Annotated in this window: 14 protein-coding genes; 8 read left to right on the top strand and 6 right to left on the bottom strand. The window is 59.3% G+C overall.

The genetic code is table 11. The features are described 5' to 3' along the window. Positions 1-50: 50 nt before the first annotated feature. Positions 51-1,319 carry a cytochrome P450 gene (locus tag HCU74_RS17715; RefSeq protein WP_168451772.1) on the top strand — a complete coding sequence of 423 codons (1,269 nt, stop codon included), beginning with the start codon at positions 51-53 and terminating at the stop codon, positions 1,317-1,319. On the opposite strand, the gene HCU74_RS17720 is transcribed toward HCU74_RS17715, so the two are convergent. Continuing rightward, positions 1,287-2,336: a helix-turn-helix transcriptional regulator gene (locus HCU74_RS17720; RefSeq protein WP_168451773.1), complete on the bottom strand. Its 1,050-nt coding sequence runs from the start codon at positions 2,334-2,336 to the stop codon at positions 1,287-1,289. The two genes, HCU74_RS17715 and HCU74_RS17720, sit on opposite strands and share 33 nt — an antisense overlap. A 209-nt stretch (positions 2,337-2,545) precedes the next feature. On the opposite strand from HCU74_RS17720, the gene roxC reads away from it, so the two are divergent. Together roxC and HCU74_RS20085 are read left to right on the top strand one after the other, a co-directional pair. After that, on the top strand, positions 2,546-4,951 hold the full coding sequence (roxC, locus tag HCU74_RS17725; protein WP_168451774.1) for a putative rubber dioxygenase RoxC: 2,406 nt from the start codon (positions 2,546-2,548) through the stop codon (positions 4,949-4,951). Positions 4,952-5,347: 396 nt separating this feature from the next. Further along, entirely contained in the window at positions 5,348-8,731 is a 3,384-nt protein-coding gene (locus tag HCU74_RS20085) for a thrombospondin type 3 repeat-containing protein (protein WP_345889710.1), read from the top strand. Between the two features lie 47 nt (positions 8,732-8,778). On the opposite strand, the gene HCU74_RS17735 is transcribed toward HCU74_RS20085, so the two are convergent. Both HCU74_RS17735 and HCU74_RS17740 read right to left on the bottom strand, forming a co-directional pair. Beyond that, positions 8,779-9,438 carry a TetR/AcrR family transcriptional regulator gene (locus HCU74_RS17735; protein WP_246864713.1) on the bottom strand — a complete coding sequence of 220 codons (660 nt, stop codon included), beginning with the start codon at positions 9,436-9,438 and terminating at the stop codon, positions 8,779-8,781. Between the two features lie 110 nt (positions 9,439-9,548). Then, positions 9,549-10,301: a murein L,D-transpeptidase catalytic domain family protein gene (locus HCU74_RS17740; RefSeq protein WP_168451776.1), complete on the bottom strand. Its 753-nt coding sequence runs from the start codon at positions 10,299-10,301 to the stop codon at positions 9,549-9,551. A 56-nt stretch (positions 10,302-10,357) separates the two neighbouring features. Here HCU74_RS17740 and HCU74_RS17745 point away from each other — a divergent pair, with 56 nt between their 5' ends. Then, entirely contained in the window at positions 10,358-11,977 is a 1,620-nt protein-coding gene (locus HCU74_RS17745) for a L,D-transpeptidase family protein (protein WP_168451777.1), read from the top strand. A gap of 26 nt (positions 11,978-12,003) precedes the next feature. On the opposite strand, the gene HCU74_RS17750 is transcribed toward HCU74_RS17745, so the two are convergent. Continuing rightward, complete coding sequence (locus tag HCU74_RS17750; RefSeq protein WP_168451778.1) at positions 12,004-14,259, bottom strand: TonB-dependent receptor; 2,256 nt, start codon at positions 14,257-14,259, stop codon at positions 12,004-12,006. A gap of 374 nt (positions 14,260-14,633) precedes the next feature. Continuing rightward, positions 14,634-16,298 carry a long-chain-fatty-acid--CoA ligase gene (locus tag HCU74_RS17755; RefSeq protein ID WP_282596064.1) on the bottom strand — a complete coding sequence of 555 codons (1,665 nt, stop codon included), beginning with the start codon at positions 16,296-16,298 and terminating at the stop codon, positions 14,634-14,636. Positions 16,299-16,481: 183 nt separating this feature from the next. Here HCU74_RS17755 and HCU74_RS17760 point away from each other — a divergent pair, with 183 nt between their 5' ends. From HCU74_RS17760 to HCU74_RS17775, 4 genes are read left to right on the top strand one after another with little or no spacing between them, the layout of a single operon-like run. Next, positions 16,482-17,468 carry an NAD(P)H-dependent flavin oxidoreductase gene (locus HCU74_RS17760; RefSeq protein ID WP_210425379.1) on the top strand — a complete coding sequence of 329 codons (987 nt, stop codon included), beginning with the start codon at positions 16,482-16,484 and terminating at the stop codon, positions 17,466-17,468. Between the two features lie 11 nt (positions 17,469-17,479). Beyond that, complete coding sequence (locus HCU74_RS17765) at positions 17,480-17,902, top strand: acyl-CoA thioesterase family protein (protein WP_168451780.1); 423 nt, start codon at positions 17,480-17,482, stop codon at positions 17,900-17,902. A gap of 46 nt (positions 17,903-17,948) precedes the next feature. After that, the gene (locus HCU74_RS17770) at positions 17,949-19,151 is read left to right on the top strand and encodes an acyl-CoA dehydrogenase family protein (protein ID WP_168451781.1); all 1,203 of its coding nucleotides are present in this window, start codon (positions 17,949-17,951) and stop codon (positions 19,149-19,151) included. Between the two features lie 2 nt (positions 19,152-19,153). Continuing rightward, positions 19,154-20,263, top strand: a complete 1,110-nt coding sequence (locus HCU74_RS17775; protein ID WP_168451782.1) for an acyl-CoA dehydrogenase family protein — start codon at positions 19,154-19,156, stop codon at positions 20,261-20,263. Positions 20,264-20,308: 45 nt separating this feature from the next. Here HCU74_RS17775 and HCU74_RS17780 read toward each other — a convergent pair whose 3' ends face one another. Beyond that, complete coding sequence (locus HCU74_RS17780; RefSeq protein ID WP_168451783.1) at positions 20,309-23,299, bottom strand: COG1470 family protein; 2,991 nt, start codon at positions 23,297-23,299, stop codon at positions 20,309-20,311. Between the last annotated feature and the right edge of the window lie 128 nt (positions 23,300-23,427).

Consider the following 23,427-nt stretch of genomic DNA (forward strand, 5'->3'; position numbering starts at 1 on the left):
CCTGCCAAACCCGGCGGCATGAGCCGGGTTTGCCACCCAGGACAATGATTATGAACGCTACCAATGGAAGCCCCCTAAACGCTGGGATAGACCCTACCCTGCTGGTCGAATCGACTGCTTATGCCGACCCTCAGTTGATCCGCCAGATACTGGATCACCTGCGTGAACACCAGCCGGTGTGTTACGTCGAACCGGAGCGGTTTCGACCCTTCTGGGCCGCCACCCGTTACGACGATATTCGCTATATCGAATCCACCCCGGAGCTGTTCAGTGCAGAGCCCCGGGCGGTATTGATCCCGGAAAGCCTGGAAATTGAAAACCTGAATCGCTTTGGTGATATGCAAGGAGTGAAAACCCTGGTGCATATGGACGGCCCCCAGCACCTCGCTCTGCGCGCCATTACCCGCGACTGGTTTATGCCAAAAAATGTCGCCGCCATGCGCGGCAGAATAGATGTGATTGCCGACCAATTTATCGATCGTATGCGGTCGATGGGGGGGGAGTGTGACTTCGCAGCGGATATTGCCTTCTGGTATCCCCTGAGGGTGGTGCTGCAAATGATCGGCATCAGCGAGGAGGATGAACCCACCATTCTCAACCTCACCCAGCGTCTGTTTGCCGCGGAGAGTTATGTGACTGAGGAAAGTGACCTCAGCACGGTATACGGTGAAACCCTCACGGCATTGGCGGAGTTTTTTACCCAATTAGCCGAGCAACGCCGCAATGAGCCGGTGAATGATATCGCCAGTGTTCTGGCAAATGCCAACGTTAACGGCGAGCCATTGGACCCCTTTACCCTGATCTCTTATTTCGTACTGCTGGCGACCGCGGGCCATGACACCACCAGTGCCTCGCTGGCCGGTGGTGTTAAAGCGCTACTGGATTTCCCGGAACAACATCGCTTGCTGTTGGCTGAGCCAGGGCTGTACCCCGGTGCCGCCGACGAGATGATTCGGTGGGTATCACCGGTGAAGCATTTTGCTCGCACTGTGCTTAAGGATACCACCTTGTCCGGTGTATCACTGAAGGCGGGGGAGACGGTGGCGATGTTTTTCGATTCAGCCAACCGTGACGGTGAGGCTATAGCCAGCCCTGCCAAGTTTGATATCAAACGGGACAGAAGCCGCCACCTGGCCTTTGGGGTTGGCCGACACAACTGTCCGGGTATGCACCTGGCGCGGCTGGAAATCGCGGTGTTCCTGGAAAAATTGCTGCCCCAGTTGGAGTTTATCGAGCAGGCAGGCGAGCCAGCGTATATTCAAAGTGGCTTTGTCAGTGGCCTCAACTCACTGCCCGTGCGTTACCGATTCCGCGACTGATTGCTTACGGTATTGCAGGGGAGAAAGCCCCCTGCATGCCTTGAAGGCGCGAATGAAATTATTCGGTTCGTGGTAGCAAAGCTGGTAAGCGATCTGCTTGATGGGCATGGCGGTTTGTACCAGGTACTGGCTAGCCAGCTCCATTCTGACCTCGTTGGATAAGGCGCGAAAACTGGTGCCCTTTTCGATCAACTGTCGCCGCAGGGTGTTGGGGTTCATATTGAGTAGTCGGGCGGTGTCGTCGAGTTTGAAGGCGCAGTCCTGGGGCTGTTCGAACAGAATGGTTTTTACCTTGCCGACTATGCCCCCGGACGAGGGCAGTGCATTCATCACGTGGTGCATTTGCAGATTGCAGTCCCGCAGCAGCTGGCTGTCGCCGGTGGGAATACGGCGCAACAGAGACGAAGCCGGAATGCAAATGCAATCGCTCTGGGCGTTAAAGGTTACCTCGCAACCATAGTAGTGGCTGTGCCGCTCGCTGAGAGGGTCTTTGCTTGTGCTGACAAACACTGCGCTGGGCACCATATGACGGCCCTCGGGAATCAGTGCCTGAATATAGCGCCAGGCCGACAGAGTGCCGATGTCCAGCAAAATTCGTCGGTACTCCGGGTTGAGATTGTCACAGCGAAAGTGCACTTCGGCGATATCGTCGCGAATAACAACAGAGGACTTTACCGGGTACTCGGCCTGCTCAAGGGCATGGCCCGCTATGAGTACCGCCTGTTCGAGGTTGCGCGAGGTCAGCATGGCATAGCCCATCATTCCCAAGTCGGTGAGCAGGGCGTGGTGGGCCAACTGAAGGGCGATGTCGGGGATATGCGTGCGGCGTAATTGCGCGCATAGCCGGTAGAGAATGTCGAGATTGCTGTCTTCATCGATCACCCACCAGCGGATTTTTTTTAACTCGCATTGCAGGCCGAGATTGGCGCGGTCGATGTGGGGATAGTGGTCCTGAAGAATGCTGTTTAATGAGGTTAGCAGTCGATCGGTGATGTGCTTGGTGAGGAGCAGTTGCATGGCGTTATTCTGGGCTGGTGTCAGACAACAGTCTCGATGGTTTACTCAAAGGCGTCAACTGAGGCTTTGCGCGCCGTGGGTATTGCCCATGACCTTGTATGCACCGACTATGACCCGCAGTATAGGCTGAGTGTAATAGGCCGACCAGCGTGTCGGTGTCAGGAGCTTAGAGAACAGGCCCCCAGTGGTGGTCAACAGAGGTTTCAATAATGAATAATAATACAATACTTGGAATAGGTGTCTTGAGTTTGCTGGCAGCCTGCGGTGGTGGCGCAAGTAATCCGCCGCCGCTGAGTAATGCCAGTGTGCCGGCTGCAGGGCAGAGCACGGGCAACAGCGACGATTTCTTTACCACGAGGGTGGCCCCAAAAACCGCCTTTTGCCGCAGCTGCCATTTACCCGGTGGCGTGGCAGATGTGGACGATGGCCGCGGGTTTATGCTGTCCTCCAATCCTGCGGAAGACCTGTTTAATATGCGTGCCTCCTGGCAGCGCCTGGGTGGCGGCATAGCCACCAACCCCATTCTGGTTCAGGCCTCCGACCCCGCAGCCAGCCACAGTGGTGGCCAGCCCTGGCCTGTGGGCAGTGAGATTTATCGCGATGTGTCGGCTTTGTTCAGTTGCTGGGATGATCCCGCCAGCTGTGATCTGAATATCTCGGGGGAGGTCGCCGACGAACTGCCCCTGCTGGGTAGCTCCCGCGCCCGCTTTGTCTGGGAGGAGTTTTGTGAAACCAAGGATGACAGCGCGACGTTGCCGGTAGACCCCCGCACCCTGGTTGTGCCCGGCGTTAATCAGAATCGCGCGGTATTCTTCAATGCCTATTTTGAGGAGTGCCACGACGCCCTGCCTATTGCCGATCAGGCGCCCCGTACCTGTGGGGAATACAAGGCCAGCCGCGACCGCGGTGAAGCCTTGCTGTCGGGCAAGAAAACCCCGGGCAGTCAGTCTGCCGAAGAATACGGTCGGGCATGGGAAGCGTGGGGTTACGACAGTCGACCGGAGAACTTTGATCAACTCTATACCCTGCGCTATGGCTTGAATGTCGCGCCCTACCGCAATCCCTATCCGCTGGAGGGGGAAGACCCGAATCAGACCAATGGTGGCAGCGGACAACTGCCAATGGGCAAACACCAGACCAGGGATGAGTCTGGCAGGTGGACAGGGATGATCGCCGAAGTGCCCTGCTTCGCTTGTCACGGGGGGCAGATCGGTGATCCCTATTCGGGTGAAACCCCCGTATTGTCCGAGCGCCATATTGGCCTGGGAAACAGTAATCTCGACAGCCCGATGTCGATTGAACATGCCTATCGCGACCCTGCCAGCGTGGCATTTACCGTGTTCAATCTCGGGGTGAAACAGCGTGGTCAAAACAATGCGGTTGGGGCGTTTGAGGTGCTGTTTGCGGCACTGGACTACGACTCGCTGGGTGTCGCCCCCAATATGAACAAGGCGCTGCTGACCGAGGGTCAGGATTTTGACCATCCCACTGGGGTCGCCCAGGATACTCCGGCGTGGTGGAATTACTCCCAGCGTCCGCGGAAGTTCTTCGACGCGGGGCAGTCCATTGACAGTACCCGCATCGTGCTTGCCGCACACCCGAATTCCTCTATAGGGCCGGATGGCACCGCTTACCGCAAGGCCATCGAGGAAGACGATCAGGATGCGGCCGCCTATATCGCCAGTCGCGAAGCGCCGGCCTATCCTGCAGCGATAGATACTGAGCTGGCAGAGCAGGGTGCGATTCTGTTCCATACAAAGGATCTGTGGGCGGAGCCGGGTAATGCCGAAGCGCCCAGGCCTGAAGGCGGCAACGGCAGCTGTGCGAGTTGTCACGGCGCCTACTCGCCACGTTATGTTCACGACGACAGCTATCTCGAAACGCCCCTGCTGGAAGGAATTGCCGGACATATTTCGGAGCTTGATGTGATCGGCACCGACACGGCCCGCGCCGATACCCTCACGCCTTATCTGCGCGACGCCTACAGCACAACCTTCTGGGCTTACCCCGACGGCGCTGAGGGCTGGGTTGATCCCGCCGAAAAATTGGCTGCTGCCGAGGTGGCTGACGACGCCCTGCCGATTGATATGCGTCCCGAAGGGGCCTGTGGCTGGGAGCGCGGAGTGATTGGTTATCAGGCACCACCGCTGTTTGGCACCTGGGCCACCGCACCTTACTTCCACAATGGCTCGGTGCCGACTCTGGAAGCCGTGCTGGACTCCTCCAAGCGTCCCGACATCTGGCGCAGAAAACTCCAGACAATAGGCAATGTGACCGGCTTTGATCAGCGTATGTCAGTCGCCTTTGACTGGAATGCTATCGGCTGGAAGCACGATGTGTTGGCCTGTGAGGATATGCCCGGTGGAGCGGCGGAGAATTGTCATCCGGTGGATGCCGAAGGTCCGAGTCTGCTGCAGTTGGTGGAGCAATTTATCTGGACCAACTTCAATTGGGCGGCGCTGGGTAGCGCGTCGAGTGCGTCACCTTCCACTTTGGAAAAGCGCTTTATTTATGATACCCGAACGCTGGGCAATGGGGCGGGTGGTCACACCTTCTCTGATGTTCTAACAGACAAAGAGCGTCGCGCCATTATTGAGTACCTGAAAACCCTCTAATATTCCCTTCCGATAAGTGTGCTGAGGCGACAGTTTTTGTGCCTCAGCACACATACCTGCACCTCTGCCGTCTCGCAAAATTGACTAAATTTTGTACTACTGTTACTTTCAAAGGAACATAAGTACCAAAATTAAATAATTTGAATCGGGATGCACCACGACTCGCTGTACTCCGGCACAGACCGTACTGCTTGCTATCAACACGCGCAGCACTCCGGTCGAATACGCTCCGCCGAGCGGAATCAATAACAACACGCCGTAGCAGAAAGCATTAGCAGTCAGCATTCGTTGCCGTGACACCTGTTATTTGACGACACTGTAGTCGCCACTGCGCAGTGTTAGGTCAAGTAGGCAGGGTGCTGAGCAAAACGCCGAACGCACTATGAGAGGCCCACCGTGAAACGTCTGACTATCCCCGCCCTGATGATCGCTATGAGTGCTCTAACCGCCTGCGGAGGCGGCGGTAACGCTGGCGCGCCGCCCGCTGCTGCTGCCGATACACGGCAAATGACAACAGATCAGGGCACTGTGACCACGCGCACCTCCTCGGGCAGTATAGAGGCGGCTAACGTGGTGGCTACACCCGCTGCGGCACCCGTTGAATACGATTACCCTATGGGCTTTCTGGCCATTGATATTGCTGATCTGGCTCCCGGTGAAACGGTGACTTTAAGTCTTGAGCTACCCCAGGGTATGACCCCTTCGGTTTACGTAAAGTGCTCTGCCAATGACCAATGCGCGGTGTTCCCCAGTGCAGAAATCCGTGGCTCTACGGTGCACCTGACCCTCACTGACGGCGGTGCCGGTGACGCCGACGGCGAAGCCAATGGCGTGATTCGTGATCCGGGCGCCCCGGCAGTTCAGCGCAATGGGCAGGACAGCGATGGTGATGGCATAGACGACCAACAGGACAATTGCGTGAGCGAGGCCAATGCCGATCAGGCCGATCTCGACCGCGATGGTCGCGGCGATGTTTGCGACAGCGACCGCGACGGTGATGGCATCGACAATAACGAAGACAACTGTCCCGCTGTTGCCAATCCCGACCAAGGAGATGCCGAGGGTGACGGCGCAGGTGATGCCTGTGATGGCTCGGATTCTGCCGACGGAGATGCCGATGGGGTGAGTGACGGCGAGGACAATTGCCCTGCGACTAACAACCCGGATCAGGCGGATAGTGACGGCGACAGCCTCGGCGACGCCTGTGACAATTTCACCGATTCCGACCGGGACGGTGTCGCCGATGATGCGGACAATTGCCCCGATCACAGCAATGCCAATCAGGCCGACAGCGATGGCGATGGTCTTGGTGATGCCTGCGATGCATTGACCGATGCCGATGGTGACGGCGTCGCCGATGCCCTGGATAACTGCCCGTTGGTAGCCAATGCCGATCAGCAGGACGTGGATAATGACGGCCTTGGCGACGCGTGCGATGCCATCTCCGACGCAGATTTGCGGACCTATTTCGCCGAGCAGGTGCAGCCCAATCTGGCCATCTGCCGCACCTGCCATGTGCCCGGCGCGATTGCGGACACCGCAGAGGGCGCGGGCTTTATGCTGTCGCGAATCGACAGCCTGGACTACGCCAACACCTATGCCGCCTGGTCGGCCCTGGGTGAGGGGGTGGCCGAGAATACGATATTGCGCAAGGCATCTGATACCGACACGGAAAAACACTCGGCGGGCAGCCCCTGGCCTGTGGGCAGTCAGGCCTACAATGCCATGGCCACCGTTATGGCCTGCTGGGATGACCCGGACAACTGTGACCTGATCGATCAGGGCGAAGTGGCGCAGCCGAAACCCTTGCTCGGCAGCCGTCGCGGCGGTCACTACTGGTTTGATTACTGCGCGGATAAACCCGACGATCACGACCTGTCGAACGTGGCTGACCCCCGCTCGATGGTGGTGCCAGGCATCAGTGATGGCCGCGCGGTAGCGATGAATCTGGAATGGCAGAACTGTCAGCCTGGTGGACAACCGGCGACCTGTGGTGACCTGCGCGAGCGCGCCCACCGGGGCTATGCGCTGGTGGCCTCAGACGGTGAGGTGGGTGCCGGTTCGATGTTTGCCGGTTCAAGCAGCAGTTCCGGCTTTGCCTTTCCCGCAAGCCGTTACCGAGATATGTGGCAGTCGATCTGGAATATGCCCCAGCAGCCGGATAATTTCGACGAGCTGGTGAGTCAGCGCTGGGGAATGCCCCTGTCGAATACCCATAATCCCTATCCGCTGGCGGGGGAAGATCCCAATGCCACGAACGGCGGCAGTGGCCAGCTGCCCATTGGCCTGACCCAGCTCCGTGAAGCCGATGGCAGCTGGACCGGTCAGCTCAGCCCGACCTGCAGCATCTGCCATGGCGGTCAGGTGGGGACGAGCGCTGATGGCGAGGGGCTGGGCGCGATCTACGGCACCAACTCCATGTCGGATATCACGGTGATGTTTACCGACCTGGCCCGGCTCACTCCTCAACAGGGGGCGCTGGCAATTATCTCCCAGAACAAGGTAAGGGGGACGGGCAATATCACCAACTTCCAGTTGTTTGGCACCCTTACCTTGACCGACCGTGAGACCTGGATTCCCTACGCGACGATTCAGGCAGAGCCGTCCACCGGCACTGAAGATCCTCCAGTATGGTGGAACCTGGGCAGTCGTCCGGCCAAGTTCTTTGACGCCGGTATGGTGGCCGATGCCAAACGTATCGAACTGTCTTTCCATATGCCCGGCGTGCCAATGGCAGGTGACGAGGAGCGGCAGTGGATTATCGATAATCAGCACGACAGCGATGCGTGGATACTGTCATTGAAAGCACCTGTTTGGCCCGCCCGGCACTTTGGTGAGATCGACGAAGACCTGGCGCGCCAGGGCGCTATATTGTTTCACACCAAAGACCTGTGGGCGGGGGTGGAGGAGACCGCTGCCGCGCTGCCTGAGGTTGATGGTTTGGTGGCGGAGGAGGGGAGCTCCATGCGCCGTCCGGAGCAGGGTAACGGCTCTTGCGCCAGCTGCCACGGGGCCTACTCGCCGCGTTATGTACACGACCAAAGCTACCTCGCCGATCCGCGTCTTGAAGGCATCGCGGCCTATGTGACGCCACTGGATATCATCGGCACCGACAGCGCGCGGCTGGACGGTAACAGTGAGCGGGTGGTGGAGTATTCCAAAAGCAACTGGTTTGCCTATAGCGATGCTCCGGAAGAGCAAAAGACCGACGAGGGCACACCTTATTGCGGTAACTGGAACGACGAATCACTGCGCGCTCGGGTAGGCGGTCGTGAGCTGGGCTATCTGGCGCCACCGCTATACGGAGTGTGGGCCAGCGCGCCTTATTTCCATAACGGGTCGGTGCCGTCGGTGTGGGAAGTGCTCAAGCCCTCAGCGCGTAAGCCGATCTGGCGCAGGCTGTCCAACGCGCCCCGCCCCGATCAGGCCGGGCAAGTGGTGATGGGCTTTGATGCCAGCCTCGACGCCTACGACACCGCCAACCTCGGTTGGAAGTATGAGGAAGTGGCCTGTGGCCCCGGCCCCTATCCTGTGGTGGAGTGCTACCCGTCGCCGGGTGAGGATCTCCCCACCCTGCAGGATGGCCTTGGGCTGTTGTGGGGCAACGGTGGGTTGGCCTGGAATCTGCTGAACATTCCGATTATGACTGACGAGCAAATCGAGGAGCGAAAAATCTACAATACCTATTACTACAGCCAGAGTAACGCCGGTCACGAGTTTACCGAGGTGCTGACCGACGATGAGCGCCGTGCGCTGATCGAGTATCTGAAAACGCTGTAAAATCCGGTGGTTGCCCAGAGCCTGTTAACAGGCCCTAAAGACAGGCTCTAAAGATAGCTGCTTAATGCTTCGCGGCTGGGCGCATCGCCCAGCCCGAGAGTCTGACAGAGGTAGAGCAACATCACATAGGTGGCTTCTATTTTGTAGCTGTCGGTAATTTTCCCGTGTACACCATAGGAGTGACGAAAGCAGGCGGTTCCCAGTTCGATGGCCAGGCTGGCAACGTCCGGTTCGGTGGGAATATTCGGGCTGAAGTTGCCCAGACTACGCCGCGCCAGCTGGCCCAGGTGCCGGGTATTCATCTCCTGTGCGCGATAGCTACTGTCGGTGACCGCGCCGCCAAGGATCAGCTGGCAGCCTACCGGGTGGGTGTTGTGAAAATCCGCCGCGGCAAAGGTCACCCGCGCAACCGCTTCGTGCAGGTCGCTATGACGGTATTGCGCCAGCTCCTCTGCCAGGCGTTGTTCCAGTCGGTTGATATAGCGTCGAGTAACCTCGTTGAGCACCGCGTAGTGGGTGGGGAAAAACAAATAGATGCTGCGCCGGGTCATACCCAGCTTATCCGCCAGGGCGGGGATGGAGAGCGCACCAAGGCCACCTTCGGCGAGCATAGCGTCAGCGGCGGCAATCACCTTTTCAAAGCGTTCCCGCGACCGGGCCTGGCTGGGGCGGCGGGCAATCGCCAAATCGTCGAGTTCTGTCATCATCGCCACAGTATACGGATTTGCCCTGAATTCGCGATATTTCTGCTGTCAGTGGGAGCCGCCCCGGTGCAAGTTGGCCGGGGCTTGGAAGGAGAAAGCTTGGGGGGAAAGGCTCAGTCGTTGAGGCTAATTTGCAGGCTGGTCTGATCGCCCGGACAGTTAAGATAGGTAGACCGAGACAGCCACTGCTCATCGGGATAGTAGGCAAACAGGAATTGGCCGTCCTTGAGCTGATCGACCACCAGCTCGGCGATGTCCGGGCGAACCGCTGGGCAGCCGTGGCTGCGGCCGATGCGCCCCTGCCGGGGAATCCAGCTCGGGTCCACGTACTTGGCGCCGTGGATCACTATCGCCCGCATCCGCGCCAGGTCATTAACCCCCTGTTCCAGGCCATCCATTCGCAGTGAGTACCCGTGGGCGCCGTAGTAGCTTTCCGCAGTGCGGAACAGGCCCAGGCTCGATTGGTGGCTACCTTCCACATTGGAGAACACGGTGGCCATATTTTGCCCGGAGCCTTTGCCGTGGGCGACAAAGTCCTCAAGTATCAGGGATTTGGACGCCAGATCGAATATCCACAGACGGTGCTCAGACGAGGGCAGGGAAAAATCGATAACCGCCAGTCGCTCGCCGGCTTCGGCACCGTCGCGGGTGGCGCAGTGCATGGCAGCGACAGCCCGGTGCAGCACAGAGTGGTTCAAGGCCGGGGCAAGCTGTGCCAGCTCGGTGGTCAGCAGGTCGGTTTCCGTGCGCGGCGACGTCTCCGGCGAGGGCTGTAAGCCCTGACGGGAGGCATTATTGCTTGCGCATCCCGTAAATATGGCCGTTGTGAGAAGAACAGCGACGATTAACAGTGAATTTTGTGTCATTGTAGGGGTCTGGATTTCTCTACGTTGTTAACGGAACTGACAAAAGATTACCTGAAGTGCTAATTCTCCTCCAATCCGCAGCTTTACTTACCCAGGGTGGTAACCCTCCTCACACCGCGTATCGCGGGGTGTTTCGGTTCCTTATTGTCCTGATTATAGCTCTGGCAGCTTATCCCGCCAGTGCGGTGGATGCGCAGCAGATTCGCGACTTTCTCGCGCGCCAGCCCGACGACCTGATTTATACCAGCAGCCTGAGACCAGTGCGTCAGCTGGAAGTTCAGCGTTTTTATGCCAGTCGCGAATTTCGGCCGATCTGGAAATATGGCGACCGGCGTGAGCAGCTGGAGCAGGCCGTGGCCTCTCTGCTGGGGGACGGACTGAACCCCGCCCACTATCGAGTGCCCTCGGCAAAGGAAGTCGATACGGCTCTGGGCGAGGTCAGCGCGACGGCGGTATGGATGCAGGCGGCCCTGGACCTGCGCTTTGGTCGCCTTGATCGCAGCCAGATCGAACCGATATGGCATTATTTCTCCGACTTTGCCGATGACGCCCGCGCTCTGCTGCTGAACACCCTGTTGTTTAAAATTGACGAGCCATTGGCGGCGATCGAGGCGCTGCGCCCTGACACCCCGGTGTATCAGCGTTTGCGTGAGGAATATCTGCGGCGCTACCGCCAACAGGGACAGCCGCCGCCCGCCTATGTGCCGCCAGGCCCCACCCTTTCCCCCGGTGATCGCGGCTATCGGGTCGCGCGCTTGCGTGACCGTCTGCGCGCGACCGGGCAGGAGTTTGCCAGCCACTTTGGTGAGGATTACTACGACGCCGAGCTGAGTGAAGCGGTGAAGCGCTTTCAATATCGCCACAGTCTGGCAGAAGACGGCCACGTCGGCCCGGCAACCCTGGCGGCCTTGAATGTGACTCCCGACGAGCGACTGGGACAGCTGCGGGCCAATTTGGAGCGCTGGCGCTGGATGACACCGGAGCTGGAAGACAATTTGCTGCTGGTGAATATTGCCGGTGCCCGTTTGAAGTACTTTGTTAATGGTGAGCAAGTTTGGGTGTCGCGTACTCTGGTGGGGCGTAACAGCCGCCCGACACCGGCACTGAAGTCGCTGGTGACCTACCTCACCTTCAACCCTGACTGGACGATTCCGCCCACCATTTTCCGGGAAGACAAGCAGCCGCAAATCCAGGAGAACGCGCAGTTCTTTGAAGAAAACCCCTATATCGTGGTCGATCACAGCGGCCGACAGGTCGATCCGGCCACGGTAAACTGGGACAACCCCAAGGGCGTTCTGCTGCGCCAGCGACCGGGGCCGGAAAATCCCCTGGGTCAGGTCGTTGTCCGCTTTCCCAACCCCTTCAGTGTTTACCTCCACGACACCCCCAACAAGGCCCTGTTCGGCAAGGTCAGGCGCGCGGGCAGCTCCGGCTGTGTGCGGGTCGAGGAGGCAGTTGATCTGGCGTACTTGATAATGCGCAACGCGGGAGATTACTTCCCCGCAGAGGTGGATGAGCTGTTTCGCCGGGGCGAAAAGCGCAACGTCAATCTGGTGACCCAGATTCCCATTCTGATGGACTACTGGACCGCCGATATTGATGAGGCAGGCCGGTTGATTTTTCAGGCGGACATCTATGACCGCGACCGCGCCCTGAGCCTGGCGCTGGAGGAATAGCCCGCTCAGGCTGCTGCCGATGACGCTCAGAAGCGCAGGCCCGCTTCCAGGTAGACTGATCGCGGCGGTTCAGTAGAAGAGCGGTAGCCGCCCACATCCAGGCCGGTGGCGGCGCCCAGCCCCTGCCCCATTTCTTCACTGAGATTCTTGCCCGCCAGAGTTAGCCACCAGGTGTTGTCGTTGTCGAAGACGCGGACTCGGGCGTGATATTTGGTCAAGGCTTCCTGCAAGCTGCGGGGGTCGAGGTCGCCGGCGATATAGTGCTCGTCGCGGTAATTGACATCGACGGCGAATTCCAGCGTGTGACGGCTACCCACGGGCAGAGTGATCGTCGAGGACAGGCTTGAGGTCCAACGTGGGGTTTGCTGGTTGACCTTGCCGTTGAAACTGCACGTGCCGGTGTCCGGGTCTTCCTCGGGGGAGCCGGGGTAGCAGGGCCCCTGTTCATAGCTGAGCCATTCGAAATCGAGATAGCCCACCGCAGCGGTGAGCATCAGCCAGTCGGTTGCCAGCCAGCGTCCGTCCAGCTCTGCGCCCTGGGTAAGGGCGCTGCCGGCATTGGTGACGTTAAAGCCAGCCACGCCATCAAACACGCTGACCTGCATATTGCTGTATTCAACCCGGTACACGGCAATATTCAGGTCGGCGCTGCCGTCGAGCAGGCGCATTTTCGCTCCGACCTCCCAGGCGTCGGCCAGTTCGTCTTCAAATTCAAAATTGGTGCCGCCTCCGGTGGGGCCGTCGTTGGCGTTGTTGCCCCGGGCATCATAACCGCCGGACTTGGCGCCCTCGGTGTAGGCAACATAGGTCATAATATTCTCGCTGGCATCCCATTGCAGATTGACCAGCGGCAGCACCACCTCGCTGCTGCGTTCCCCCTCAAGTTGATGGCTGTCTACATTCAGCTGGCTAAGGACAAGGCCCGACAGCGGGTTGATGGGCATGCGGGTATCCCGTTCATACAAATTGAACTCCCGGTAGCCTTCCTTGGTTTCAAAGACATAGCGCAGGCCAAGGGTGCTGCGCCAGCGCTCGCTGAAGTTGATGGTAATCTGGGTGAAGGCTGACCACGCTTGGCTGTCGAGGAGATAGTCGCGATCGAGGTCAGATTCCACCAGTACCTGGCTGTTCAACTCGCAGGAGTCGGTGTCCTGTACTGCCGCATTGCGTACTTTCAGCGGTGCCGATTCGTCAAAGGTCAGCTCGCTTTGTTGGTAGAAAATACCGCCGATATAATCAATAAGCTCACCGCCGGGGGAGGTAAAACGCAGCTCCTGGCTGAGCTGTCGGTAGTCTTCTATGGAGTGGAATACCGAGGTATCCCAGCTGCTGGAATCGGGGTCGAAGTATTCGTCATTGTCGAAACGGGTGTATCCGCTGATCGAACTCAGGGTACCGGCGGCGGCGTGTACATTGACATTTAAGGTGGTGTTCATCGCGTCGAGGACAATGCGCTCGTCGATATCGCTGTGGCGAACGTAATCGGCACGGGTGTTTTCACCCGAGCAGCGGGTGAGCGCGCTGGGCTGGGTCACCTGCAGGGTGCGGCCCGTTTGCTCCCGGTCGGTTTTTTCAAATTTAAGCGAGGCGTCTAGCAGATCCTTCGGGGTCCAGCTTAGCACCATTCTGCCCGAGGCTTCGACGGCGCCACCTTCCAAACGATCCAGCTCAGGATTGTACATATAACCCTCCTGATCCCGGTAGCGCAGCGCCAGTCGTGCCCCAACAGTGTCACTGAGGGGGCCGGACAGCACCGCGTCGGTCTCCACCTTGTCGAGTTCCAGGCCGTAACCGGCAGACACCATGCCGGCAAATTCATCACCCGGTTGAGCGGAGACGACACTGATCGCACCGGCAATGGCGTTTTTACCGAACAGAATGGACTGGGGGCCGCGGAGCACCTCGACCCGCTGGACATCCATAAACGCGGTGCGGGTCTGATGGGGGCGACCCAGGTGGATGCCGTCGGCAAAAATGCCTACCGATAGTTCAAAGCCCTGATTGGAGCCCGAGCCGATGCCGCGCATATAAATATTCGGCACCAGCCCCCCTTCGGCGAGCTTGAGGTTGGGCACGTATTCCGACAGGTCGGCGAGATTCTCGATACCGGCTTCGCTGAGCTTCTCCGCTGATACTGCGGTGACCGACACCGGTACATCGCTGAGCGACTGCGCCCGTTTTTGCGCCGTCACGATAATTTCCTCGAGCACCCGCGGTGTTTCTGCGGCGGCCATTGCAGAAACTAGGGCTACGGCCAGGGCGAGCAGGTGCCGGTGCATCATTGGGACAAGCCTCGTTGTTGTTATGGTTATATCGAATGCGCGCAGCGCTGCACAGGTGGCTGCGGCAAGGGGAACTCTAGCGAGTAGGGGGCGCGGGGCGCAAGAGTGCTGCGGTTGATGCTGTCGCGTGTAAACCATAACTGCCGCCCTGAAGCCAAAACGCCGTGCGGCGGGGTTGGATAATCACCACAGTGACCCGTTTGATGGAGTGGGGACGGTAGGGTCGTTGAATCCGTCGAGCCGGCGGTACAGAGCTGATTGCGTTTAGGGCTGCCGCGAGATTATCTCTATCGCTCGTAAACACTGTGTTGGTCATGAGCGCAAAAAAAGCCGCACAATGTGCGGCGAAGCAGCTGTTCAGCAGACTGTGGGTGCTAGCCGACCTGGCGGTCGCTGTCCTGCCAGTAGGGTTCACGAAGTACACGCTTGAGGACTTTGCCCGAGGGGTTGCGCGGTAGTTCATCGACGAAGGCGTAGCGGCGGGGGGTTTTATAGCCCGCCAGCCGTTCGCGACAGAAGGCCACCAGGTCCTCGTCGGTAACCGTGGTGTCGGGTTTGAGAACGCAGACTGCCAGTGCAGCTTCGCCAAATTTTTCATCGGGTACAGCGATGACGGCAACGTCCTGGATGGCGGGGTGACTGAACAGGGTGTTTTCAATTTCGGCGGGATAAATATTCTCGCCGCCTGACACAATCATGTCCTTGAGCCGGTCGCGAATATAGAAAAAGCCGTCTTCGTCCACATAGCCGGCGTCGCCGGTATGCAGCCAGCCATCGACCAGGGTCGCCGCGGTTTTTTCCGGTTGTTTCCAGTAGCCGGACATGACCGTGGCTGAGCGAATCAGCAGCTCGCCGGTTTCACCGGGGGCGGCTTCTTCGCCATTGTCCTTGAGCACCTTCAGTTCTGCACCGGGCAGGGGGCGGCCACAGGAGCGCAGCAACTGCGGATTGCCCGCCAATGCGCGCCGATGATCAGAGGCCTGTAAACAGAGCACCATGCAACTCAGTTCGGTCATGCCGAAGCCTTGCACAAAGTCGCAGCCAAAGACCTCCATGGCCTGTTGCAGAATCGGCATGGATATCGGCGACGCGCCATAGGTAATGCGTTGTAATGGGCTGAAGTCGTAGCTTTCGATATTGGGCACGAAGGCGAGCACGGCCTGAATCATGGCGGGCACCAGCACCGTGTCACAGGAGGTGCTGCCGACAATCGACTGCACCAACTGTAGTGGATTGAAGTCATCGGTGACCTCAACGATGGCGCCGCCGCACAGCCAAACCAGCGAGGCGGCCATGCCGGCAACGTGAAACAGGGGCAGAGGCATGATACCGAGATGGCCGACCTGGCAGCGCTCGGGTACTTGAGCCGTCATTACGTAGGCGCTCAGTAACTGGCGGTGACCAAACAGCACCCCTTTGGGATAACCCGTGGTGCCACTGGTGTACATCTGGATGACGTCGTTGTTCTCAGCGTTAAGGGTCGAGCGCGGTGGGCGCGTGGTGTTTGCCGAAAACAGCTCTTCAAAGGCGCGCCAGTCGGCGTTGGTCTCGCTCAAGGAAAAGCAGCGGTCGAGGGTGGCAATGGCTTCGCACTTGCTGGCCGCGTCTCGCAGTTCATTGTCGCCGACAATCAGCATGGCCGCGTCGCTGTCGGTGAGAATATAGCTCAGTTCTGCCGGGGCCAAACGATAGTTCAATGGCACAAGAATCAATCCCGCTTTCATACAGGCGATCACCACTTGCAGATAGGCGAGGTTGTTTTTCGACAGCAGGGCAACCCGGTCACCCGCTTGCAGGCCGCTTGCAAGTAAACCATTGGCCAGCTGGTTGCAGCGTTGTTCGAGCTCGCCATAGCTCAACGACTGGCTGGGGGTACGCAGGGCGATATGATCGCTGTACTCGCGGGCGTTGAACTCAATCATTTCCTGTATATACATCGGTGCTTCCTGTTCAGTCGTGCATGGCCGTCGATAAACCTCGGGGGGCTGGTTCCAATAGTGCTGGTTGGGGCAAAAATTAAGAAGGGCAGGGCGCGCCAGGCCCTGTCGGGCTGCGCCAGATCACCTTCCGGGCGCGCCACCATTGTCACCTCAACGACCGCTGACGTTGACAGACAAGGACTGTCGCCCTTCGACCTGTTAGCGGCGGCCACATGGATTTACAGTGCTTTCATCCGCGGCCTTGGCCGGACTTCAGATTGGGTTGTAAAAGAGAGTAGGCACATGATTAAGACGCGAGTGACGGAAATGCTGGGAATCGAGCACCCGATTATTCAAGGCGGAATGATGGCGGTGGGGCTGGCAGAGCTGGCGGCGGCGGTGTCGAACGCTGGCGGACTGGGCATTTTGACCGCCCTGACCCAGCCGACCCCGGAGGATCTGCGCAGGGAAATTGCCCGCTGCCGGGAAATGACTGACAATCCCTTTGGTGTGAACCTCACCCTGTTGCCGACGATCAATCCGGTGCCCTACGACGAATATGTGCAGGTCATTATCGACGAAGGGATTACCGTGGTGGAGACGGCAGGGCGCAGCCCCGAACAGTATATGGAAGCCTTCAATAATGCCGGCGTGAAGGTGATTCACAAGTGCACTTCGGTGCGTCATGCATTGAAGGCCGAGGCCATTGGCTGTGCCGCTGCCAGTGTTGATGGTTTTGAATGCGCCGGTCACCCCGGCGAGGACGATGTGCCGAATCTGGTGCTGTTGCCCTGTGCCGTGTCGCGTTTGCGTATTCCGGTGATTGCCTCGGGTGGCATCGGCGACGGCCGGGGTTTGGCTGCCGCGCTCGCCCTCGGTGCCGAGGGGGTGAATATGGGGACTCGCTTTGTAGCAACCCGGGAAGCACCGGTACATCACAATGTAAAACAGATGATGGTGGAGAGCAGCGAGCTGGACACCGCGTTGATTTTTCGCACCCTGCGCAATACCGCGCGAATCTATAAAAACAGTATTGCGAAGGAAGTGCTGTCGATCGAGGGCAAGCCCGGCGACACCGACTTCAGCGAATTGCAGCCCCTTGTCGCCGGTGCGCGGGGCCGTGAACGGGTACTTGAGCAGGGTGATACCGACGACGGTGTCTGGACCGCCGGTTTGGTGATGGGCTTGATTGACGATATTCCCAGCTGTGCAGAGTTAGTCAGCCGAATAGTGGCTGAGGCAGAGGACATTATCGAAAATCGCCTGCAGTCCATGCTGCAGCGCGCCTAGGGGAACACGCCGTGTACTCAACGTGTTTTGTACCGTCCGTTCAGGAGTGCAGGGCCGGCGGTGCGGTATACCGCTGGGCACTCAGCAAGTGGTTTGACGACGCGCAGCGGGAGTATTGTGCCCAGTTGACCGCTTGCTGTGGGGATATGCCCCTGAGTTGGCGGGCGGTGTCCCACCGCCTGGATTTTTTCAGTGACTGCGAGGCTACCGGTGAAGTGCGCCTGGAAGTGTCTGTTGCTGAAGTGAACGGTCACGGGGTGTCACTGGGCTGCCGAATTGTTCAGGGCAGTCGCTTATGCGCTACCGGCAGCAGTGAGCTGGTCAGCCGCGACACCATTCACCACCGCAGCTTGCCTCTGACCGCCGGTGCACGAGCCCGGCTGCAGGCGGAGGTTTTGACTTTTCAGCGTATTACCGAGGTTTGTCTGGGCTGATGCCCCGGCCTCGGTGTCGCGCAACAGTGAGACAACAGGTAGCAATATGTCGATATTTGATGATAGCGAATCCGCCCGCTTCCGTGAGGAGGTCAGGGCCTTTCTGGCAACAGCGCCCAGCGAAGAAATTCTCGAAGCGGGGCGCAAGACAACCAGTGTCTTTGCCCCCTTTAAACAGGCCATCGCCTGGCAAAAAATACTGTACGACAAGGGCTGGGTAGCACCCTCCTGGCCTGAGGAATATGGCGGCACCGGCTGGTCGATCCAGCAGCGTTATATCTTCGCAGAAGAATGTAACCGGCGCGGTGTGCCGCCGGTATTGCCCCAGGGCGTACAGATGGTCGGGCCGGCCATTCTCGGCTTTGGCAGCGAGGCGCAGAAGGCGGCACTGCTACCCGGTATTCTGTCAGGTGAGGATTTCTGGTGCCAGGGCTACTCTGAACCAGGGGCTGGTTCCGACCTTGCCAGCCTGAAATGTCGCGCCGACAGCGACGGCGACGACTATGTGCTCAACGGTTCCAAGACCTGGACAACCTACGGCCACCACGCCAATAAAATGTTCGCGCTGGTGCGTACCAGCAGCGAGGGTAAGCCCCAGCAGGGGATTACTTTCCTGTTACTGGATATGGATCTGCCCGGGCTCGAGGTCAGACCGATTATTGGTCTGGATGGTGAACCCGAACAATGCGAAGTGTTCTTTACCGATGTGCGGGTGCCCAAGGCCAACCGCATCGGCGAGGAGAATCAGGGCTGGACCGTCGCCAAGTATGTACTGGAGTTCGAACGTGGCGGCAGCACCTTCGGCACCTGGCTACTGCCGGCCCAGGAAAAACTGCGTGCGTGGTGCACCCGTGAAAATGCCTTTGGCGAGCGTCTGATCGATCGCCCGGCACTGCGCCGTCGGCTGGTGGAGCTGGACATTGAAATTGCGGCGGTTGTGCATACCGAAAAGCGGGTCAATGCCAACCTCAAGCACGGTGAAAACCCTGGCCCGATGGCATCCATGCTTAAAATTCTGGGCACCGAGGTGATGCAGCGGTTTTCTGAATTGCAGCTCGAAGTGGCCGGGTTGGACGCTCTGCCGGTGCAAAACCAGGCCCTGGCGGTGGGCAGCGAGGTCGCGCCGATCGGTGACGAGGCGGCCCTGTTGGCTATGCCCTACTACCTGAATACACGGGCGGCATCGATCTACGCCGGCTCCAATGAAATACAGCGCAGCTTGCTCGCTAAAGCCGTGATGGAGGGCTGAATATGCAGTATCAGTACACCGCGGAACAAACCGAATTCAAAGATATGCTCAGCCGCTTTGTGCGGGATCACTACGACTACGAATCCCGCCGGGTTTATCTGAGCAGCGGGCAGGGTTTCAGCAAGGACTACTGGCAGCAGTTGGCCGAGCTGGGTGTGTTGGGGCTGCCCTTCAGTGAAGCGCTGGGCGGGCTGGACTTGCCTTTGGCCTATCAGATGGCGGTGGCCGAGGAATTCGGCAAGGGGCTGGTGCTTGAGCCCTTTCTGCCCAGCGTCGTGATGGCCGGCAAGCTGTTGGCGGCCAGCGATAACAGCGAGGCCAGAGACAGTCTGATTCCCTCACTGATTGCGGGAGAGAGTGTGTTGGCGCTGGCATGGGAGGAGCGGGACAGTCGCGGCGCCCCCGGCAAAGTGTTGACCCGTGCCCAGCGCGAGGGAGACAGCGTGGTGTTGAACGGCGAGAAACTGGCCGTGCTGGCAGCGCCCAATGCTGACGCCCTGCTGGTGACTGCCCGGGACGACAGCGGCGACCTCAATGTTTATCTGGTGGATACCCAAAGCCCGGGAATGACGATGACGGCCTTCGGCAGCGTGGACGGTCAGCCTGCGGCCAATCTCCGTTTTGAACAACTGACTCTGCCCGCCAGTGCGGCCCTGTTCAAGGGAGATGCCCTGCCAGTGCTGCGGCAAATTCTGGACGAAAGTCTGGTGGTCATGGGGGCGGAGGCCGTGGGCGTGATGGATCAGCTACTGGCCACCACGGTGGAGTACTGTAAAACCCGCAAACAGTTTGGTTTGCCCATTGCCAGCTTTCAGGCGTTGCAGCACCGCATCGCTGACATGGTGATGGCCTGCGAACGAACGCGCTCGCTGTTGTGGGCGGCGCTTCAGGCGGTTGGCCACAGCCATTTTGGCGACAGCGTCGCAATGTTGAAGGCGGAGCTGGGGCGCAGCGGTCGCTATGTGGGGCAGCAGGCGGTGCAGCTGCACGGCGGCATCGGTATGACCGAGGAGCTAAACGTTGGGGCTTATTTCAAACGGCTGACGGCGATGGAAGTTCTCAGCGGTGACCGCGACTACCACCTCGACAGGCTGGCCCTCGGCAGCGACTGAGTTCGTCACTGCCGAGGGTCTGAGTGGGTATGCCGGTCGAGCTAATTACTCGAGCTTCACCTCCAGTTCAACCTTTCCTGCCGAGCGATATTGGCCCGGTGCCGGTTCGGTGGGGAAGCCGCTGGGGAGCTCGTTAATTGAAGGGGCGTAGGCTGGTGCCACTTGTGCGGCCCCGGCGATGGTGTACACGATAAGGTCTGTCGCTCCTTCATCGGCGGGGGCATCCAGCACAAATTCAACCTGGAAGGGGGTGCTTGAGTCTCCCTGTTCCGGTTTACAGCTGCCCGCGAACAATTGGGGTGAGCGGTACTGGCCCTCGGTGGTTTTGATGCTGGTATTGCCCTCGTTGGAATAGTCGTAGGGGGTTTGGCCGTTTTCGTAGCGTTGCACCAGAATATTAATCGGTGCCAGACCTGTGCCGATATTGCCCTCCAGTCCACTACAGGACAGGCGGCCGCTCAGGGTAACGGTGGTTTCCCGGTCGATGTCCTGGTAGAAGAACCCGCCGAGGGCGATGCCCCCGCCCCCAGCGGAGCATTCAATGTCGCCGTTGGAGTAGCGTTCACAGGTGGTTTCCAGTGTGGCATCCACTGACACCGCGAGGGTGCCATCGGCGCGCCCTTCATAGACTACGTCGGCGTCCATCAATCCCGAGAGAGTAATACCGCTGCAGCTGTCGTCCGCGGCGTTGTCATTGCCCTTGTTATCGACCACATGTCGAGAGGAGTTGTGGGTAAAGCGGGCGCTCTGGGTTTCGCTGCGAACGTTCCAGAACTCCGTTTCCGCAGGCAGTAGCGGTGGTTCGGGAATGTCGGTGTCGCTGAACGTCACCGACTGGTCATCGCCCTTTGAGGCCTGCGGACAGTCAGCACCCTCGCTGCTGTAGGTGCCATTGTTGTCTATGGCAAAGCCGCCGTTGGGATACCAGATTTTACGCAGGCAGTTGTCGGCTACGGTAAAGCGCGACTCGTCCTTGACCTCACTGTCGAATTTGGCGGTGGCCGTGACCACATACTCGCCGCTGGCCTGGGGGGCAATCCAGGTCGCTGTGAGCGGCGTTTCCCCGGTGAAGCTGCCGCCAGTGGCGGAGAACACCACCTCTTGCTCCTGTTCGTCAAAGCCCTTGAGTTCGGCGGTCAGCGGCACTGCATCGCCAGCGGTAAGGCAGGGGGCATCCTCGGGGGTCAGGGTAACGCCGAGGTCGATCTCGATGTCGGCGAGTTTAAAGCGCTCGGCGCCCTCTGGCAGGGTGCGGTTCTGCGAGGTAAAGCGCACCTGAACCGGATACTTCTCGCGGTCTGTTGTCGGCTTGATCGTCGCGATCAGAAAGTCGTTCTCGATACGTAGCTGGGTCACTTCGCCGCGGCTGGTGCCACCGACCACGTCAACGGCAAAGTTTGCCGGTTCGGCTTCAGAATTGGCGATGGTGGCGGCGATCTCCACGGGGTCGCCGGCGTCGGCGATGCGGGCGGTGGAGGGTAGCAATGACAGAATCTGCGGGTTGACGTTGACGGTGAGGGGCTTTTTGGCGGAGCTGTCGGTGCCGAAGGCCTCGCCCTTGATTTTTACCTCCAGGGTGGCGGCGCCGAGGTCGCTTGGCAAATAGCGGTGATGATCTACGAGGCTAATAGCATTGCCAATGACCTCGGCCTCGGTAAAGTCCTCGTAGGTGGCGTCAAAGGGGCCGTACTCCGGCGCCTTGACCCGGAAGCAGCTGTCTTTGGTGACGCGGTCAATTTCCGCATTGACCTCGTTGCTATAGGCGAAGGTTGTGGCAGACAGGGCAGTGCCCACCGGGCCGGGGATCAGGCCCAGCCCTTGAATGATGGTTTGTGCGGCGGCGCGCTCAAGGTTGAAATCAACGCCTTTGGCGGCGATTTCTGCCTTCCATTCCGCAGGGTTGCTGGCCAGCCGGTCTTCGGTGAGCTGGGTGTCGCCGGTAACAATAAACTGGCTGAACACCTGGGGTTGAGCGGCGTTAAGGGCCTCTTCGACGGTGGAGACAACAAACAGGATATTGCCCACGGGTGTGGCTTTGTTCCATTGCGCGGTGCCGGCGTAGTTCGTGGCGGTGGCACTGTGAGCGGCAACGGCTTTGATGGTGCGGCTTTTCGCCGCTTTCATTGCCGGGGCCAGATCGAAAATGCTGGTGATGTCGGGCTTGGTGGCACCGGGAAACTGGAAGCCGCCGCTGCAGTTGCCCCCATTGCGATATACCGGACCTTCGTCATTGCGGGTGATTGCGCGGGGGACAGGCTCACCGGGCTGATAGAGCGATTGCACTGCGGGGGTGGTCTGGTTGAGCAGGGCGGCGTCTTCCAGCAGCCTTTGTTCAAGGTTGAGGGATAGCAGAAAGCGTTCCAGTAGCTCATCGGGGTCGGCGGCGGCGTCGTCAGCCAGTGCCTTGATAGAGCCGGGGGCCGAGGGGTCGCTGGCCATATCCAGCAGCATCCGCATTACAGCAGCCATACCGTCGAGTTGGCTGGTGTCGGCGTTGCGTAACTGGTCGGGATCAAAACCGAGCTGGCTGGCGGCGGCCTCAACCCAGCTTGTCAGCGCCGATTGAACCCTCTGGGCATAGTCAGCGGGGGCGTCGGGCAGCGCCGCGATCGTGAAGCTCTGGCTGGGGCAGTGGTTGCTGCCGTCGCCGATTTCTATTAATACCTGGCCACCTTCCAGCGGAGTGGCCGGATGCATCGGCAACTGGAACTGCCAATCCTCATTGCCTTCGCGCATCTGAAAGAAAGCCGGGGTGACAATATCGGGATTGTCTGCGGCAATGATGCGCAGGCCCGGTGCCGACATAGAGACGGGAATACCGCTGACGGAAAGGGTGTCGCCGACACTGGCTGACAGTGTGCTGAATTGCAGGTTGGGGCATGGTGTTTCTGTGCCCAGGGGGCTTAATACCCTGAGTACTTCCCCCGTGGCGGGAGGCTCTGTGGCGGAGCCTCCTCCAGAGCTACCGCCCCCGCAGGCGATCAATGTCGAGGCCAGACAAGTGGCTAGGGTGAGTGTGACTACACGTGGATACATTCGCTGTTCCTCCTTGTCGTCAGCAAGCAACAGCCAGGCCGCTACCGCCGATTAAAATCCTTTGCAGAATTGTGCCACGGCGGGTGGGGCGCAGGTCAAGACGGAAGGGCGAAAGTGTGACGCGGTGG

Source organism: Spongiibacter thalassae (assembly GCF_012272835.1).
Classification (GTDB): Bacteria; Pseudomonadota; Gammaproteobacteria; order Pseudomonadales; family Spongiibacteraceae; genus Spongiibacter; species Spongiibacter thalassae.

Bases quoted from the DNA above. Each gene is read 5' to 3' on its own strand.
- HCU74_RS17770 (WP_168451781.1), top strand. From the start codon at position 17,949: ATGTCGATATTTGATGATAGCGAATCCGCCCGCTTCCGTGAGGAGGTC.
- HCU74_RS17750 (WP_168451778.1), bottom strand. From the start codon at position 14,259: ATGATGCACCGGCACCTGCTCGCCCTGGCCGTAGCCCTAGTTTCTGCA.
- HCU74_RS17720 (WP_168451773.1), bottom strand. From the start codon at position 2,336: ATGCAACTGCTCCTCACCAAGCACATCACCGATCGACTGCTAACCTCA.
- HCU74_RS17715 (WP_168451772.1), top strand. From the start codon at position 51: ATGAACGCTACCAATGGAAGCCCCCTAAACGCTGGGATAGACCCTACC.
- HCU74_RS17775 (WP_168451782.1), top strand. From the start codon at position 19,154: ATGCAGTATCAGTACACCGCGGAACAAACCGAATTCAAAGATATGCTC.
- HCU74_RS17760 (WP_210425379.1), top strand. From the start codon at position 16,482: ATGATTAAGACGCGAGTGACGGAAATGCTGGGAATCGAGCACCCGATT.
- roxC (WP_168451774.1), top strand. From the start codon at position 2,546: ATGAATAATAATACAATACTTGGAATAGGTGTCTTGAGTTTGCTGGCA.
- HCU74_RS17735 (WP_246864713.1), bottom strand. From the start codon at position 9,438: ATGATGACAGAACTCGACGATTTGGCGATTGCCCGCCGCCCCAGCCAG.
- HCU74_RS17740 (WP_168451776.1), bottom strand. From the start codon at position 10,301: ATGACACAAAATTCACTGTTAATCGTCGCTGTTCTTCTCACAACGGCC.
- HCU74_RS17780 (WP_168451783.1), bottom strand. From the start codon at position 23,299: ATGTATCCACGTGTAGTCACACTCACCCTAGCCACTTGTCTGGCCTCG.